Source organism: Sporomusa sp. GT1 (assembly GCF_014634905.1).
Lineage (GTDB): Bacteria > Bacillota > Negativicutes > Sporomusales > Sporomusaceae > Sporomusa > Sporomusa sphaeroides.
This window is the reverse complement of record NZ_BMBX01000001.1, coordinates 477655-494113: the sequence shown is the minus strand read 5'-3', so window position 1 is coordinate 494113 and position 16459 is coordinate 477655. Positions and strand designations below refer to the sequence as shown.

The window sequence follows — 16459 nt, the reverse complement described above, 5'->3', positions numbered from 1 at the left end:
TTAACCGCCGGTAATACCCATAATGATTGGGAGAAGAGAGGGTGACACGACGATGGAAATGGTTAATATAACAATCGATGGACAGAAAGTAGCTGTGCCGAAAACATCGACTGTTTTGGACGCTGCACTTTCGCTTGGAATAAAAGTTCCGACTCTGTGCTATCATCCTGAGCTGCGCGTAGAGGGCGCCTGCCGGGTATGTATGGTAGAGGTTGAAGGCGCTCGCAGTTTGGTTGCGTCTTGCGTTTATCCGGTCAACGAGGGAATGGTTGTTCGCACTAATACCGCGGCTGTCCGTGAAGCGCGCAAGACAGTAGTGGAGCTGCTGCTGGCCAACCACCCGACTGACTGCTTATCTTGTCAACGCAATTTGAATTGTGAACTGCAAACTATAGCAGCCGACGTTGGTGTTAGAGAAATTCGTTTTGACGGTGAAAAGAAAAACTATCCGCTTGATGCCAAGAATCCGTCTTTGGTTCGCGACCAAAGCAAATGTATTTTGTGCGGCCGTTGCATTCGTGCCTGCAGCGAACGTCAGGGTGTGCATGTATATAGCTTTGCTAACAGAGGTTTTAATACCACCGTTGTTCCCGCCTTTGATTTGGGGTTAGACGAAGTTTCCTGTACGTACTGCGGTCAATGTGCCGCCGTATGCCCGACAGGTGCTATTGTTGAGAAAGACGATACCGAGGCCGTATGGGCAGCCATCAATGATTCGTCAAAACATGTAATTGTGCAGACGGCTCCTGCTGTTCGCGTAGCCTTGGGTGAAGCGCTTGGTTTAGCCAACGGCTCTATTGTTACCGGCAAAATGGTGGCCTCACTCAAGCGGTTGGGCTTTGACAAAGTATTTGATACTAATTTTAGTGCCGACCTTACTATCTGGGAAGAAGGCTCAGAGCTTATTGACCGCTTGACTAACGGCGGCAAACTGCCCATGATTACCTCCTGCAGCCCAGGCTGGGTTAACTACATCGAATTGAAATACCCTGACCTTTTGGACCACCTGTCCACTGCGAAGTCACCGCAACAAATGTTTGGCGCACTGGCCAAGACCTATTATGCCGAAAAAGTCGGTATTGATCCTAAAGATATTGTTTCAGTATCGATTATGCCTTGTACTGCCAAAAAAGCTGAGGCAGCCCGTCCTGAAATGAATTCCAGCGGCTATCAGGATGTTGACTACGTTTTGACAACCCGTGAATTAGGCCGCATGATTCGTGAAGCCGGCATCACCTTTAACAATTTACCTGAGACTGAATTTGATGCGCCGCTTGGCGTTGGTTCAGGTGCCGGCGTGATCTTTGGTGCTACCGGTGGTGTAATGGAAGCTGCTCTCCGGACAGTTGCCAAGATGGTATCAGGCAAAGAACTTGACAATATTGAGTTTGAGGCCGTACGCGGGATGAATGGCATTAAAGAAGCTTCGGTGCCGTTAAAAGAAGGCTTAACCGCTAAAGTTGCCATAGCTCATACGTTGGCCAACGCCCGGGTAATCCTGGAAAAAATTCGTGCCGGCGAAGCTGATTATCATTTTATTGAGATTATGGCTTGTCCGGGTGGCTGCTCTGGCGGCGGCGGACAACCGATTATTACTTCAGCCGAACACCGGCAAAAACGCATTGATGCTATTTATGAGTGCGACAAGTGCTCAGAACTGAGAAAATCACATGATAATCCGGCGGTTAAAGAACTCTATGACACTTATCTGGGAAAACCGCTTGGTGAAAAATCACACCATCTCCTTCATACCCACTATCATCCGCAAAAGAAATGCTAAAAAAAGATGTCCGCAAGGACATCCCGGGCTGTCGACAAAGTATTGTCGGCAGCCTTTTTTTCTGCTTAACACCAGGTAAGAGTATAACTAATTTTCCCGGATAAGGATCGCACCGGCTTGTTTTTTCTACAGGGATTCGTGTAGCTTGTTTTTACATAAAATAGATTATATGTGAAATAATATAACAAATCTAGGAGTTTATTACTAAAAATAGCAGGATTTTAAAATACAAGTGAGAATAGAATACAAGTATGTGAAAATAAACCGCTTGGATGAGCGTTGACTATTGTGCTAGGGAGAGTTGTTATGAAAGAAAGCAAAGAAAATGCAGTAATTTCTAAAGCTACGATTGACCGGTTGCCGCTTTATTACCGTACACTTAAGCTAAGTCAGGAAGAAGGCATAGAGATAATATCTTCTGATGAATTGGGGCGGAAGATTGGTGTTACGCCGGAACAGATACGTAAGGATTTATCGGCCTTTGGTGAGTTCGGCAAAAAAGGTGTAGGCTATTATGTGCGCGAGCTTATGCGCAATATTGGCGAGATATTGGGGCTTAACCGTAAATGGAATATTGCCATTTGTGGTGTTGGGCATTTGGGCTGGGCTTTGGCCAACTATGCGAATTTTTCACCGCAAGGCTTCCACCTGCAGGCTATTTTTGATATTGATCCTGACAAAATCGGGCGTTATATAAATGAAGTAGAGATTTTCCATGTTAGCCGGATGAAGGAAATAGTGACTGAACGGGACATTCAAATTGGGATTATCACCGTGCCGATGGAATTTGCCCAAAGTACTGCCACACAACTTGTAGAGGCCGGTATTAAAGGGATATGGAATTTTGCCCCGATTAAAATAAATGTGCCTGATACGATTCATGTAGTCAGTGAAGATTTATCGGTGGGATTAAGCAGTATGTCTTATTACCTTTCCCGTCAAAACGGATAACTCGTGTATGTTTTACCGATACAAGCCGGGCGCTTAGTAACAGCGAAGTGCCCGGCTTGTACTTGTTTGGAAATATCTAGCGGCATTCAAAAAATGCAGCAGAATGTGTTTAGCCCAAGCCTTTGTCAGGCAATTATTATTTACTGAAAAATAAATAAATTAAATGTAAAATTATTGCAGGAATATAAAGCTCTACAACGAATATATATTACAAGAGTTCCGAATTACTATCGCCAGACCGGTGCTGGTAATCGGGGTGCGGGAAGGAATTTTCGCGCCGGCCATTGTGCAAAGGAAGTCCGTTAATACGGGCTTTTTTTGTATTTTACCGGAGGATTTTATTTGGCTTATAGAGACAAGAAAAAATTAATATTTGCTTCCGATTTATTATTATCCCTCAGGGAGGTAATAAACGTTAAGGTACGATAAGCAATTATCGTGCCCGCCAATGTGCAAAGGAAGAGGTACTAAAATATTTTTAGCGCCTCTTTTTTTATGTGTCAAATTATTAAGGAGGGTGGTTTTTTTATGAATAATTTTATCAGGGTAAACATGACGACCAAGGAAGTCACAATGAGTGAGACCCCAGCGAAATATGCAGGTCTGGCAGGCCGTGCGCTTACTTCAAACTTTGTTAACGATGAAGTTAAGCCGACATGTCATGCTCTGGGGAAAAACAACAAGCTGATTTTTGCTCCTGGTTTCCTTAGCGGCACTTATGCTGCTCAGTCGGGGCGCATTTCGGTAGGGGCCAAAAGTCCGTTGACCGGTACCATCAAGGAAAGTAACAGTGGCGGCAGCTTCTCACAGAAAATGGCCAAAATGGGTATTAAAGCACTTGTTATTGAAGGAATGCCGGCAGAAGACAAGTTTTATATACTCAAGGTTGACATGCAGGGTGTAAGCATAGACGAGGCGCCGGCTGAAATCCTCGGTGGTTGTGGAAACTATGAAGCTATTAAAGTTCTAAATGAAAAATATGGTGCCAAAGCTGGCATCGCGCTGGCAGGTCCGGCTGGTGAATATCGGTTGCCTACCGCTAATATTTCCTTTAAAGATCCTGAAGGCAATATTCGTAGTGCCGGTCGTGGCGGTTTGGGTGCGGTGCTGGGCTCAAAGAAGGTAAAGGCTGTTGTAATTGATGATACCGGCGCACCTGGCGTTACCATCGCGAAACCTGAGGAGTTCAAGGCAGCAGCTAAAGTATTTGCCAAGGCTTTGACGAGTCATCCGGTTACCGGTCAGGCATTGCCGGCGTATGGTACCGATGTATTGATTAATATCATAAATGAAGCCGGCGGTTTGCCTGCTAAGAATTTCACTGCCGGTCGTATCGACTGGAATGACAAAATTTCTGGTGAAACTCTGAATGCCACGATCAGTGAGCGTGGCGGCGAGGGTAAAGTTTCCCACGGTTGCCATACCGGGTGTATTATCCGTTGTTCACAGTGGTATCCGGACAAGAACGGCAAATACATTACCAGTGGTTTTGAGTATGAAACCGTATGGGCCCTGGGTGCTGACGCCGGCATTCAAGATATGGATGACATCGCCTACCTTGACCGTGCTATGGACGATGTCGGTGTAGATTCGATCGACGTTTCCGTTGCCATAGCCACTGCTATTGAAGGAGGTTTACTGCCATGGGGTGACGGCAAGGCTGCCTTGGATGCTGTCAAGCAAATTGCCATTCCCACTCCGCTTGGCCGGATACTTGGTGGCGGTACGGCTATTGTCGGCAAGGTTTGCGGTCTATTCCGCACCCCGGTTGTTAAAGATCAGGCTATCCCGGCATACGATCCGCGTGCTATAAAAGGTATCGGTCTGACATATGCCACTACGCCGATGGGAGCCGATCATACATCTGGTTACTGTATTGCTACCAACATTCTAAAAGTTGGTGGTTATGTGGACCCGCTTGTGAAGGAAGGACAAATTGAACTTTCCCGTAACCTGCAGATTGCCACCGCTGCTGTTGATAGTACAGGTATGTGTCTCTTTATTGCCTTCGCTATTCTGGATATTCCGGAGGGCTTTAACGCGCTGGTTGATATGATTAATGCCCGCTATGATCTATCGCTGACTGCCGACGACGTAACTGCTCTCGGCAAATCAATTCTTAAAGCGGAGAGAGCCTTTAATGCAGCAGCCGGTTTTACAAACGCTCATGACCGTTTGCCTGAATTCTTTGAATATGAGCCATGCCCGCCGCATAATGCTGTCTGGGACTTCGCACCTGAAGAAATCGACGAAGTCTTCAATTTCTAGGAAACTATAAAAAGCCGGGCTTTTAGCCCGGCTTTTTACAACTGATACCCAAAATGGTTCGAACCATTGGATTATGGTGAACCAAACGGTTTAATGTTCTTGTTTTCAAGGAATACCTGCGACAGACAAGCTTAAAATGTTTGCATAACTACGGGAGGATTTTTATGATATTGGAAGTGCGTTTATATGCTACATTAAGGCGTTATACGCCAGCAAGCCCGAATGGAGTAATAACGGTAGTGGTGCCTGACGGTAGCACGGTGTTGGATGTGGTGAGAAAAATTAACATTGATCCGGCAGAGATTCATCTGATTATGATTAATGGTATTGGATGCGAGTTTGACAAGCCGGTACATGAGGGTGACCGGGTGGGCTTATTTCCGCCAGTGGGTGGCGGTTAGGCGTTCGGCGCAGCATAGAGCGAATACCTGCTAAGAAAAGGGGGAGGGTTGCATGACGATAATTTCTTTGCCGATGAAGGACCCTGTTTATCATGAATGGGAAAAATTCCTAAGTACAGGTAACCCCTATACATGCAAAGCCCGTCAGCAAATTATTGAGTCATGGGCCAGGTGTTATCATGAGGGGATAGATCCTTATGATGATAACATTCACCACTGGTTGGATGATTTGAGCCTTAGTGAGGTTTTAAAAAGAAAGGAAAAACTGATTGAGGCAGCAAAACCCTTTATGTCCAGACTTTATGAATTTTTTAAAGGCTCTGGCTTTATTGTTGTATTAACTGACGAAAATGGCTGTATTCTTGCAATGGTATGTGACGAAGATACCCGGCAGAATCCGATGACGAAATACTTTTATCCCGGGGTTAGCTGGAAGGAAGAAACGGTAGGGACTAATGCCATAGGAACAGTGATCAAGCTGCGAGAGCCGCTTCAGGTATCGGGTGCAGAACATTATTGCAAAAAAATTCATGCTTTTAGCTGCTCGGCGGCCTCAATTTATGATTGTGATGGACAAATTACCGGTGTTCTAAATATATCCTACGCCTTTCATGCGTCGCATTTACATGCATTGGGAATTGTAACGGTTATTGCCGACGCTGTTACTGCCCAGCTAAGCATGAGTCAAAAGAATTGTGAAATCGCATTGATTAACAAAAGGATGGCCAGTTTAAAAAATACCGTTTCTGATGGTGTACTTATTGTTGATAACCATGAGGCAGTAATTGAAATAAATCCTGCAGGCCGGGCTATGCTTGGAAAGCCGGAGCAACATATAATCGGGACAGAACTTAGGCAGTTATTTGATGGTAAGTCAGGGGAGATTCTAACTTCCAGTAAAAGTTATCATCAGGTCGAAATCATAGTGGATGCCCACGGGGGTAGCCGGCATTTTGTAGCTTCCCGGGAGCCTGTATTTAATGAGCAAGACGTGCTGGCTGGCGGCATTATTGTTCTCAGGCCTATCAAACAACTGAAGCATATGGCACAGCGTTCTAGTGGTGATGCCGCAGTGTTGCAGTTCAGCGATATTATTGGGGAAAGCTTTCAAATCCGTGAAGCTGTGCATGTTGCCACACGGGCCGCGAATACGGCAGCCAATGTATTGCTTACTGGTGAAAGTGGTACAGGTAAAGAAATCTTTGCTCAGGCTATTCACAACCATAGTGACAGGCATAACGGACCATTTGTGGCTGTCAATTGCGGCGCCATTCCCCGGGAACTGATTGGCAGTGAGTTATTTGGATATGATGAAGGGGCTTTTACGGGGGCGAAACGCGGTGGTAAACCGGGGAAGTTCGAGCTGGCGTCTGGTGGAACTCTTTTTTTTGACGAAATTGGTGACATGCCTCCCGAACAGCAGACCGCCTTACTGCGAGTGATACAAGAAAGAAAAGTGACGCGCATCGGCAGTGATAAGATAATTCCGATTGACATTCGCCTGATTTGTGCTACAAACAAGAATCTGCTGGAAGAAGTAAACAAAGGAACCTTTCGTCTTGATCTGTATTATCGCTTACATGTGTTGTCAATCCTTATTCCGCCGCTGCGGGAGCGCCGCGAAGATATACAACTGCTGTTTGATCATTTTTTAGAAAGGGTAAGCCGTGCACAGGGGTGTACATTTGCGGTGGAGTCCGAAGTTATGACCTATTTACATAGATATTACTGGCCTGGCAATGTACGGGAGTTACAAAACGTGGTCGAGCATGCGGCCTGTTTGGCTGAGAATAAAGTTATTACCGTGGAGCTTTTGCCTGAAGTACTTTATGCACAGTCTTCACTGATGAAAATAGCGGCACCACAAGTAAATGAAGTTATTTTTACCAGGGAACAAAGGCAAAAGCTGGCCGGCTTTGCAGAGAGAAATAGGATAATTGCCAAGCTTGATGCATTTGCCGGAAATGTTAGCCGGGCAGCTAAAGAATTGGGAATATCCCGAAATACTCTATATAAGAAGATGCGATTGTATGCTATTAAAAACTAGTCAATAAACCAGCCTAGTTTATATTTGCCTGTACCTATTTATTATCATGTAGTAAAATGGAAGATAAAGGTAGGACTTAAGGAGGATAGCCATGTCGGAACAAGCTGGGAGAACTATTGAGATACGGGGATTTCTTCATTTGTATAAATTTTTTAAAGAGAAAAACTGGCCTATTCCATTGATTATGGAACTTGAGGAGCCAACTACAGGCACTCAACTGGCGGAAAAACTGGGGATACCTCTGGATGAAATTGAAATAGTTTTTGTCAACGGTTTTGCGCAGTCTCTGGATTATGCTATTCAACCAGGTGACAGAGTGGCTTTCGTGCCTCCAGGCTGTCCGGGTCCATACCGGATGGCTTTAGGATTTTATGCCAAAAACCAGAAAAACAAATTTAATTTTGTTAGAAAATAGAAAATAATTGAAATGTAAGCAGATAGTATTGCAGGAATTGTTAAACAAATGGCAAAGTGTATAGGAGATAACAGCATTACAGGAGGCAGCCATGAAGCAAATTGACGAATCCATTAAACAGAAAGTACAGGAACTTGCCAAAGACGGCCGTCTAACCTGTGCGGAAGCTATAGCACTGGCTAATAGCCAAGGCGTGCCGCCTATTACTGTCGGAAGGGCTGCAGATGCGGCTAAAGTAAAAATTATTGCCTGTCAGTTGGGCTGTTTTGGAGTCAATAAAGGAGACTGACATGGAATTTTTTGATTGCATTTCTTTAACTAAGGCACAAACGCTGATTAACAATGTATTGCCGGAATGTACAACGGCTGTTGAGGAAACTGAGCTTATCGAGGCATTGGGACGGATTGTTGCCGAAGATATTGCCGCCGCTGATCATTTGCCGCCATTTAACCGCTCCACGGTTGACGGTTATGCGGTGCTTAGCCGCGATACTTTCAGTGCCGGTGAAGGGGCGCCGGTAATGCTGGACATTATTGGCGAAGTATTTATGGGCCAGTCTGCCGATTATACCATTGTCTCAGGCCAGGCGGTAATTGTTCCGACCGGCGGTATGCTGCCTGCCGGTGCAGATGGTGTGGTTATGCTTGAGCATGCCGAGCAGTCAGATCAAGAAACCTTACTGGTAGTCAAGCCGATTGCACCGGGGGAAAATATGGTGGCCAAAGGGGAAGATATAAAACCCGGTACGGTTTTTGTCGCTGCCGGCACCAGGCTGACTGCTGCTGAAATTGGCGCGCTGGCGGCCTGTGGCATTGCCAGGGTAAAGGTGCGCCGGCGATTAACGGTAGGAATTATTTCAACAGGCGATGAAGTTGTCGATGTTATTGCCGTACCTGAAAATGGGCAGGTACGCGATATTAATTCATATACGCTGGCGGCGATGCTGACAGCAGCCGATTGCCAGGTTACGCGTTATGGAATTATCAAAGACGACTATGCTGAGCTGTTGGCAGCAATCGGCAAAGCAGCCGGCGAAAACCAGTTGGTACTGGTTTCCGGCGGCAGTTCGGTCGGGGCTAGAGACCATACGGTGCAGGTCATTGAGGAACTTGGCCGGAACAAGGTCATATTTCACGGGCTGGCGGTTAGACCGGGCAAGCCGACCATCTTCGGTTTGATTGACCATGTGCCGGTATTCGGACTGCCGGGACATCCGGTGGCAGCTATGACCATATGCCAAATGGTAGTTATGCCGTTGGTTAGCAGACTGCAGGGCTCTGGGTCATGTAAAACAGGCTGGAGGATTCCGGCAAGACTGACCCGTAACTGTGCATCCGCTCCCGGGCGCGACGACTTTTTGCGGGTAAAGCTGATTTGGCAGGCTGGAGAATACCGGGCTGAACCTGTGTTGGGGAAATCCGGACTTATCAGTGTTATGACTCAGGCAGACGGGGTTGTGCATGTGCCTGCTGACAGCAGCGGGCTTTACGCCGGCGATGTGGTCCTTGTCGAAGTCATGAGGGAGGCATAGTCATGCGCACAGGAAAAGCATATTTAGAGTGTCTGCCCAGAGAAAAAAGCTGGGAATTATGGCAGAATAAGCTGATGTCAGCCGGTTATTTTACTGATTTGCCGACCGAGACACTGCCGGTTGAACAGGCCTTGGGGCGCGTTACTGCCGGATGTAACTATGCCAAACAATCGGTGCCGCATTATAATGGCTCTGCCATGGATGGTATTGCTGTCCGGGCGCAGGATACGTTTGGCGCAACAGAAACTACCCCTATGCACTTGAAGTTACTGAAAAGTCATGAACCTTTTGTGCCGGGAGGATGCTATATAATTGATACCGGTGACTTGATGCCGGCAGAGACTAATTCAGTTATTATGATTGAAGATGTACATATAGAAAATGCGTCTGCCGAAATTATTGCTGCTGCGGCACCATGGCAGCATGTCCGCATCATCGGTGAAGATATTGTCGCCAATGAAATGGTATTGCCGGAGCACCAGGTAATCAGGCCGGCTGATATTGCCGCCCTGTTGTCTGCCGGACTGGAAACCGTTGAAGTGGTGGCAAAGCCAAAAGTTACCGTTATTCCTACAGGCACTGAACTTGTAGCACGTTCACACGACTTAAAACCTGGCGCAATCCTGGATGTTAATTCCCATATGTTATGTGCGGCAGTTACTCAGTGGGGCGGGGACGCTATACGTCATGAAATTGTGCCAGATAATTATGAGCAGATCAAGCAAGCGGTTATTGCCAGTCTGGCAACCAGTGATATGGTTATTACCAATGCCGGCACTTCAGCGGGAACTGAGGATTTCACTTCCCGCATTTTCGCCGAACTTGGCGAAGTGCTGGTTCATGGAGTAGCCATCAAACCTGGTAAACCGGTAATCCTGGCTTTCTGCCAGGGAAAGCCGGTAATTGGTCTGCCAGGATATCCGGTATCGGCCATGCTGACTGCTGAATTGTTTGTGAAAGATGTGCTCTATGAGCGGCAGCGTCTGCCGATCCCGGCGGCGCAGCAGGTTCCGGCGGTACTGGCACGACAACTGTCCTCTCATGTTGGCGTTGAGGAGTTTGTACGGGTATCTGTAGGGACAATTCAAGGGAAAACGGTGGCTGCGCCGCTAAGCCGCGGTGCAGGAATCATTTCTTCACTCATCAAAGCGCAAGGTGTTCTGGTGGTGAGTGAACGCAGTACCGGGCTTCCGGCCGGCGCTATGGTACAGATAAACATGCTTAACCGGCAGCAGTCGGAAACAGTACTGGCTGTCGGCAGTCATGATCTGGCGCTGGATATTTTAGGCGTATTTTTAAACCGCCAGGCCGGCAAACTGCTGTCGGCCGCCAATGTGGGCAGTATGGGCGGCATAATGGCCGTAAGGAACAATGAAGCTCATATTGCCGGTATTCACATGCTTGACGATAAGACCGGCGAGTATAATATTCCTTTTGTTAATAAGTATTTGACAAAAGGAAACTGGCAGCTAGTACGGCTGGCGCGCCGCGAGCAGGGATTGATGGTGCTGCCGGGCAATCCCAAAAATATTAAGACCCTGGAGGAGCTGGGGAGAGAAGATATCACCTATGTAAATAGACAGCGCGGTTCAGGCACCAGAATGCTCTTAGATCATTTAGTGCCTCGAACAGGATTACGGGTGGAGCATATTACAGGCTACGAAAAAGAGGTCAGCACCCACATGGCGGTAGCGGCAACCATTACGGCCGGTGCCGCCGATACCGGCCTGGGTATCCGGGCGGCGGCGACGGCTTTGGGTTTAGAATTTATTCCGATATCCCACGAATGCTACGATATCTTATTGAACTTCCCGCCTGGCGATATTACGGCCGAAACAATTATTACCATTTTACAGACACCTGCTTTCCGGCAGGAAGTGGAACGTCTGGGAGGTTATGATCTGGCAGAAGCCGGTACGGTGCTGCTAAAGATGTGAATGGTTCCTGGCTATGGGCGCTTGCTACTAAGCAGTGAAACAGGCCTGTATGGCACAATTTAATGACTTTAATAATAAATATTTTCTTCGAGTCTGTGAATCTAAGGCTGAAAAGCTAAGATAGCTGACCGATAGGGTATTCCAGGAAACTGGAGCGCCTTCCTTGTGAAAAGAAGAAGCTTACACCGCCAAAAACGGCATTGCTTTATCTTTCGCAATGCTGTTTTTTAATTTCCAACAGAAAGTATAGCTTTCTTAAGAACAAGATAAGGGCAACATTGACTTGCGCCGCGTTAAGGCGCGTCGCAAGCCGTGTTTTCTTTATGAAAAATTAAAGGCAGGTGAATGTACAAGAACGGCAGTTTTAGCGCTAGACTAATGAATAGGAAAAGGGAGAGGTATGGTATGCAAAGAAAAGTACTAAATTTGATTGGCGTCATGATGATCATTCTCATGACTTTCGCCTTGACAGCCTGTCAGAAAGCTCCGGATCAGCAGGCACAAAGTCCGGCAAAACCGGCCAAACCGGAAGTTATTCTGGCTACTACTACCAGTACCCAGGATAGTGGCTTGCTGGATGTAATCATTCCGGCTTTTGAGAAGAAAACAGGCTATGTAATTAAAACCATTTCTGTTGGTACAGGCCAAGCCCTGGCAATGGGACAAAAAGGCGAAGCTGACGTATTATTAGTACATGCTCCGGATGCTGAGAAAAAAGTAGTGGATAGTGGTGCGGCTATTAATCGCCGTCTGGTAATGCATAACGACTTCATTATTGTTGGTCCTGGAGAAGATCCGGCGGCCATTAAAGGCAAATCAGTTATCGATACGTTAAAAGCCATTAGCACAGGTAAGGCACCCTTTGTATCACGGGGTGATGATTCCGGTACCCATAAGCTTGAACTGAATTTATGGAAAGCCGCTGCCATTAAGCCGCAAGGTAATGCCTGGTATCAGGAAGCGGGTGCCGGTATGGGGCAAACTCTTAAAATTGCCGATGAGAAAAAAGGCTACACCATTGCCGACCGGGCTACCTATTTATCCCAAGCAAAAAACATTACCGCCCAAATTCTGGTTGAGGGCGACGCAAAATTGCTCAACATTTATCATGTAATGGAAGTTAACCCTGAAAAATTCGATAAAGTAAACAAAGAAGGTGCTAAAGCCTTTGCCGACTTCTTGTTGTCAAATGAGGGCCAGAGCATCATCAGTACTTTTGGGAAAGACAAATATGGACAGGCTTTATTTACTGCTGACGGCGGTAAAACCGAAAAAGATTTTGGAATATAGGCCTTAAATTATGGATAATATCTGGCAAGACCCAGAGATTCTGGCGGTTGCCCTGCTGACGATCAAAGTGTCAGGGATAGCTACCATAATAAGCATTATCCTGGGAATACCGCTGGGGTTATGGCTGGCACTTAACGAGTTTCCCGGGAAAAAAATTATTGTCAGCGTGGTCAATTTTGGCATGGGGCTGCCGCCGGTTGTCGTGGGATTGGTGGTTAGTTTAATGCTCTGGCGGTATGGACCGCTTGGGATGCTGGGAATTATGTATACGTCTTGGGCGATGATTATCGCCCAAGCTGTTATTGCCAGTCCGATTGTTGCCGGATTATCGTTTGCCGCTATTGGCAGTCTGAACCCGAAATTACGCTTGCAGCTCTTATCACTTGGGGCTTCCAAATGGCAGGCTAATATACTCTTGATCCGTCAGGCGAAACTGGGATTACTGGCTGCTGTTATGGCCGGGTTTGGCGGCGTAGTATCGGAGGTAGGAGCTTCCATGATGGTAGGAGGTAACATCAAGGGCCAGACCAGGGTGCTGACTACCGCTACGGTCATGGAAGTGGGTAAAGGTAATTATGACACCGCTTTGGCGCTTAGTTTTATTTTGTTGGTTGTGGCATACGGTATTGTTGCCGCTTTAACTTATTTGCAAAACCGGACTGCAAGATAGCAAGGCGGGGAATTATGGAAGAAACCATTATCGAATTAAACAAAATTAAGGTATACCGTAACCGGCAGCCGGTGCTGGATATTGAAAATCTGGTTATCGGCGCAGGGGAACTGGTGGCAGTGTCAGGTGCCAATGGTGCCGGAAAGAGTACGCTGCTGCAGGTAATCAACCTGCTGCTGCCCTATCAGCAGGGAATGCTTACCCTGTTTGGCCGGGATGCTGCTAAAAGCGGTCCGGAAACTGCCCGCCGCTATAGCTCGATGATGTTTCAGGAGACGCTGCTGGTTAATGGCACAGTATATGATAACGTGGCCTTGCCTTTAAAATTCCGCGGCTATTCTCCAGCACAGATAGAAGAGCAGGTACGGGAAGCGCTTACTACCTTCCACTGTCAGCACTTGGCCAAACGTCAGGCCAACCAGCTTTCAGGCGGTGAAGCGCAACGGGCTGGCCTAGCGCGGGCGTTGGTTTTTCAGCCGCAGTTACTGCTGTTGGATGAACCGTTCGCCGCGTTGGATACGGCTTCACGGACAGCCATTCTGACGGATTTAAAGCAGGTAGCAACATTACATAAATTAACGGTGTTACTGGTTAGTCATAATTTTAATGATGTGCTCTATTTTGCCGACAGAGTGGTGGTGTTAGAAGGCGGCCGGATTATTCAAGATGCTTGCCCGGAAGTTGTGCTTCGCCGCCCGGCTACTGCAACTGTCGCTAACCTTGTCGATATGGATAATATATTGCCGTGTCAAGTGGAGCATTGCGGACGGGAACTGGTGGTACGTTTGCCTGGGGGTGTTGAGTTTAGGCATAATACCCCGGCCCCGCCCCGGGCAACGGCCTGTTGCCTGCCGGGGGATGCCCTGTACATCCTCAATGAGAGCTCGCTGCTGCGCCGTCAGCCGCTCATAACGGCTAAAGGCAAGGTGGTCGGAATTATTCCAGGTGTTGGAGCTTATAAAATCAGGATTGAAACCGGTTGTTTGTCACTGCTGGTACGGGTACCCCGGGAGCAAACCATTGGTCTGACACTGGGCAGCAACGTAGAGGTGGCTTTTAATCCAGAGGAAGTTCAACTGGTATAACAAGGCTGTTCTGTTCTGTTGCTTTTATCCTCTTTTTAGGTTCTTAGGGAAATTTGGACTTTCGGTTGGGAAAATAAATAAATTCGAACTGTTATTAGAAAAAAATAGCAGGAATTTAGGCTTTTTTGCAGAATAGATAATAGCAAATAATCTCATGTACAGCCAAGTCTATAATATACGGACAAGCCAGCCATGTGGACGCATTGAAAGTATATTCGAAAACTCCGCTCTTATGGTCTGTTGCCTATCGGTCACGGATAGCTAATAAGCGCGCACCTAGGCTTATTTTGTTTATACAAAATGAACCCATGGGTGCTTTTTTATTGTGGACGGCGAATACTTTTAGAATATTTTTTGTTGTTTTCCTAACAATAACAGTGATTACTTTCTTAATTAGCTAGTAACATATCATTCGCGGGGAGGGTGCGTAAATGATTGACATTAAAGAGCGGGTTAGAAACAAATCTTTATATGCAAAAATTGTTAGTGCCGAAGAGGCGGCTAACAGCATTAAACCAGGAATGAATATTGGTGCCAGCGGGTTTACGCCTGCAGGTTATCCCAAAGCGGTACCCCTGGCATTGGCAGCGAGAATGAAACAAGAGCATTTTCAAGTGAATTTATGGACCGGTGCTTCGGTTGGTAAAGAGCTTGACGGGGCTTTGGCGGAAGCGAAAGGGATTGCCAAACGTCTTCCTTACCAAACTAACGATACCATCAGAAAAGCCATTAATAGTGGTGCTATTCAGTATACCGACCTTCATTTAAGCCATGTAGCGCAGATGTCCCGTTACGGATTTTTCGGCGGCAAGGTGGATGTGGCTATTGTGGAAGCTTGCGCTATTACCGAAGAAGGCCATATTGTTCCAACAACTTCCCTTGGTAATGCAGCATCCTTTGTGCAAAGTGCTGATTTTGTCATAGTGGAAATCAATACCAGCCAGCCGCTTGAGCTTGAGGGTATGCATGACGTCTATGTGCCGCTTGACCCTCCGAACCGTCAGCCGATACCGCTGGTCAAAGCCAGTGACCGTATTGGCACACCTTATATTCCGTGCGGTCCTGACAAAATAGCTTATATTGTGCCCTGTGATATCAAAGATGACGTTCGTCCGCTGGCAGCCATTGATGATGATGCCAGGGCGATGACTGGTCACCTTATTGATTTTTTACACCAGGAGATTAAAGCCGGCCGCATGCCGGTCAATCTGCTGCCCTTACAATCAGGCGTAGGTTCGGTTGCAAACGCGGTCATTGCCGGCCTGGCAGATTCTGACTTTGAAAATCTTACTGTATACACTGAGGTTGTTCAAGACGGCATGTTTGATCTTATTGATGCCGGCAAGCTGATTATTGCCTCAGGTACTTCTCTCACTCCTTCCCCGGATGGCTTAAAACGCCTGTATGATAATATTGCTGAATATCGCAAGAAAATTATTCTCCGGCCGCAGGAAATTGCCAACAACCCGGAAATCGCCCGGCGCCTTGGGGTAATTGCCATGAATACTGCCATTGAATTTGACATCTATGGTCATGTCAATTCCACTCATATTATGGGCACCAAAATGATGAACGGCATCGGCGGTTCAGGCGATTTTGCACGCAATGCCTACTTAACCTGCTTCTTCTCCAATTCAATTGCCAAACAAGGCAGTATTTCTTCCGTTGTTCCCATGTGCTCACACTTTGATCATACAGAACATGATGTTGATGTCTTTATTACCGAACGTGGCATTGCCGACATCCGTGGCTTAAGTCCGAAGGAACGTGCCAGGGTTATTATTGACAACTGCGCTCATCCTGATTATCAGCCAATGCTGCGCGAGTATCTGGAGCGGGCTGAAAAAGCCACCGGCTATGCGCATACACCGCATCTCTTACATGAAGCTTTATCCTGGCATACTCGCTTCCTGGAAACAGGCAGTATGAAATAAAGCAGATTTATCAGCACCTGTTGTTAGTTACTGGTGAAGGTAAACTGGTCAGACTCTTGGCCGTTTTTACACCCAGGTGCAGAGGCGGCAGAGTCTTAAGAGCGTCAGTCATCGGATAAATAGAATTGACTTATACAGAAAAAAAATAA

The 16459-nt window shown here is 46.8% G+C and carries 13 protein-coding genes and 1 riboswitch; all 13 genes read left to right on the top strand.

The genetic code is table 11. The features are described from left to right. Positions 1-52: 52 nt before the first annotated feature. The 13 genes from GT1_RS02590 (at position 53) to GT1_RS02530 (ending at position 16310) form a co-directional block, all read left to right on the top strand. Entirely contained in the window at positions 53-1780 is a 1728-nt protein-coding gene (locus GT1_RS02590; protein WP_075754529.1) for an NADH-dependent [FeFe] hydrogenase, group A6, read from the top strand. Positions 1781-2086: 306 nt separating this feature from the next. After that, positions 2087-2731, top strand: a complete 645-nt coding sequence (locus GT1_RS02585; RefSeq protein ID WP_075754531.1) for a redox-sensing transcriptional repressor Rex — start codon at positions 2087-2089, stop codon at positions 2729-2731. Positions 2732-3259: 528 nt separating this feature from the next. Beyond that, positions 3260-4999 carry an aldehyde ferredoxin oxidoreductase C-terminal domain-containing protein gene (locus GT1_RS02580; protein ID WP_075754533.1) on the top strand — a complete coding sequence of 580 codons (1740 nt, stop codon included), beginning with the start codon at positions 3260-3262 and terminating at the stop codon, positions 4997-4999. Between the two features lie 164 nt (positions 5000-5163). Next, complete coding sequence (locus GT1_RS02575; protein ID WP_075754535.1) at positions 5164-5400, top strand: MoaD/ThiS family protein; 237 nt, start codon at positions 5164-5166, stop codon at positions 5398-5400. 52 nt (positions 5401-5452) lie between these two features. After that, on the top strand, positions 5453-7447 hold the full coding sequence (locus GT1_RS02570; protein WP_188397154.1) for a sigma-54-dependent Fis family transcriptional regulator: 1995 nt from the start codon (positions 5453-5455) through the stop codon (positions 7445-7447). 91 nt (positions 7448-7538) lie between these two features. Next, positions 7539-7862 carry a MoaD/ThiS family protein gene (locus GT1_RS02565; RefSeq protein ID WP_075754539.1) on the top strand — a complete coding sequence of 108 codons (324 nt, stop codon included), beginning with the start codon at positions 7539-7541 and terminating at the stop codon, positions 7860-7862. 91 nt (positions 7863-7953) lie between these two features. Next, complete coding sequence (locus tag GT1_RS02560) at positions 7954-8151, top strand: hypothetical protein (protein WP_075754541.1); 198 nt, start codon at positions 7954-7956, stop codon at positions 8149-8151. 1 nt (position 8152) lies between these two features. After that, entirely contained in the window at positions 8153-9394 is a 1242-nt protein-coding gene (glp, locus tag GT1_RS02555) for a gephyrin-like molybdotransferase Glp (protein WP_188397152.1), read from the top strand. Positions 9395-9396: 2 nt separating this feature from the next. Then, the gene (locus tag GT1_RS02550) at positions 9397-11331 is read left to right on the top strand and encodes a molybdopterin biosynthesis protein (protein ID WP_188397150.1); all 1935 of its coding nucleotides are present in this window, start codon (positions 9397-9399) and stop codon (positions 11329-11331) included. Positions 11332-11404: 73 nt separating this feature from the next. Further along, positions 11405-11523: riboswitch (molybdenum cofactor riboswitch) on the top strand. Between the two features lie 213 nt (positions 11524-11736). Further along, positions 11737-12621 (top strand): substrate-binding domain-containing protein, encoded by an 885-nt coding sequence (locus GT1_RS02545; protein ID WP_075754547.1) that lies wholly within the window; start codon positions 11737-11739, stop codon positions 12619-12621. A gap of 10 nt (positions 12622-12631) precedes the next feature. Next, the gene (locus GT1_RS02540; protein ID WP_075754549.1) at positions 12632-13291 is read left to right on the top strand and encodes an ABC transporter permease; all 660 of its coding nucleotides are present in this window, start codon (positions 12632-12634) and stop codon (positions 13289-13291) included. Positions 13292-13305: 14 nt separating this feature from the next. Continuing rightward, entirely contained in the window at positions 13306-14376 is a 1071-nt protein-coding gene (locus GT1_RS02535; protein ID WP_188397148.1) for an ABC transporter ATP-binding protein, read from the top strand. 431 nt (positions 14377-14807) lie between these two features. Next, positions 14808-16310, top strand: a complete 1503-nt coding sequence (locus GT1_RS02530) for an acetyl-CoA hydrolase/transferase family protein (RefSeq protein WP_188397146.1) — start codon at positions 14808-14810, stop codon at positions 16308-16310. Positions 16311-16459 lie beyond the last annotated feature (149 nt).

Bases quoted from the DNA above. Each gene is read 5' to 3' on its own strand.
- GT1_RS02590 (WP_075754529.1), top strand. From the start codon at position 53: ATGGAAATGGTTAATATAACAATCGATGGACAGAAAGTAGCTGTGCCG.
- GT1_RS02585 (WP_075754531.1), top strand. From the start codon at position 2,087: ATGAAAGAAAGCAAAGAAAATGCAGTAATTTCTAAAGCTACGATTGAC.
- GT1_RS02580 (WP_075754533.1), top strand. From the start codon at position 3,260: ATGAATAATTTTATCAGGGTAAACATGACGACCAAGGAAGTCACAATG.
- GT1_RS02575 (WP_075754535.1), top strand. From the start codon at position 5,164: ATGATATTGGAAGTGCGTTTATATGCTACATTAAGGCGTTATACGCCA.
- GT1_RS02570 (WP_188397154.1), top strand. From the start codon at position 5,453: ATGACGATAATTTCTTTGCCGATGAAGGACCCTGTTTATCATGAATGG.
- GT1_RS02565 (WP_075754539.1), top strand. From the start codon at position 7,539: ATGTCGGAACAAGCTGGGAGAACTATTGAGATACGGGGATTTCTTCAT.
- GT1_RS02560 (WP_075754541.1), top strand. From the start codon at position 7,954: ATGAAGCAAATTGACGAATCCATTAAACAGAAAGTACAGGAACTTGCC.
- glp (WP_188397152.1), top strand. From the start codon at position 8,153: ATGGAATTTTTTGATTGCATTTCTTTAACTAAGGCACAAACGCTGATT.
- GT1_RS02550 (WP_188397150.1), top strand. From the start codon at position 9,397: ATGCGCACAGGAAAAGCATATTTAGAGTGTCTGCCCAGAGAAAAAAGC.
- GT1_RS02545 (WP_075754547.1), top strand. From the start codon at position 11,737: ATGCAAAGAAAAGTACTAAATTTGATTGGCGTCATGATGATCATTCTC.
- GT1_RS02540 (WP_075754549.1), top strand. From the start codon at position 12,632: ATGGATAATATCTGGCAAGACCCAGAGATTCTGGCGGTTGCCCTGCTG.
- GT1_RS02535 (WP_188397148.1), top strand. From the start codon at position 13,306: ATGGAAGAAACCATTATCGAATTAAACAAAATTAAGGTATACCGTAAC.
- GT1_RS02530 (WP_188397146.1), top strand. From the start codon at position 14,808: ATGATTGACATTAAAGAGCGGGTTAGAAACAAATCTTTATATGCAAAA.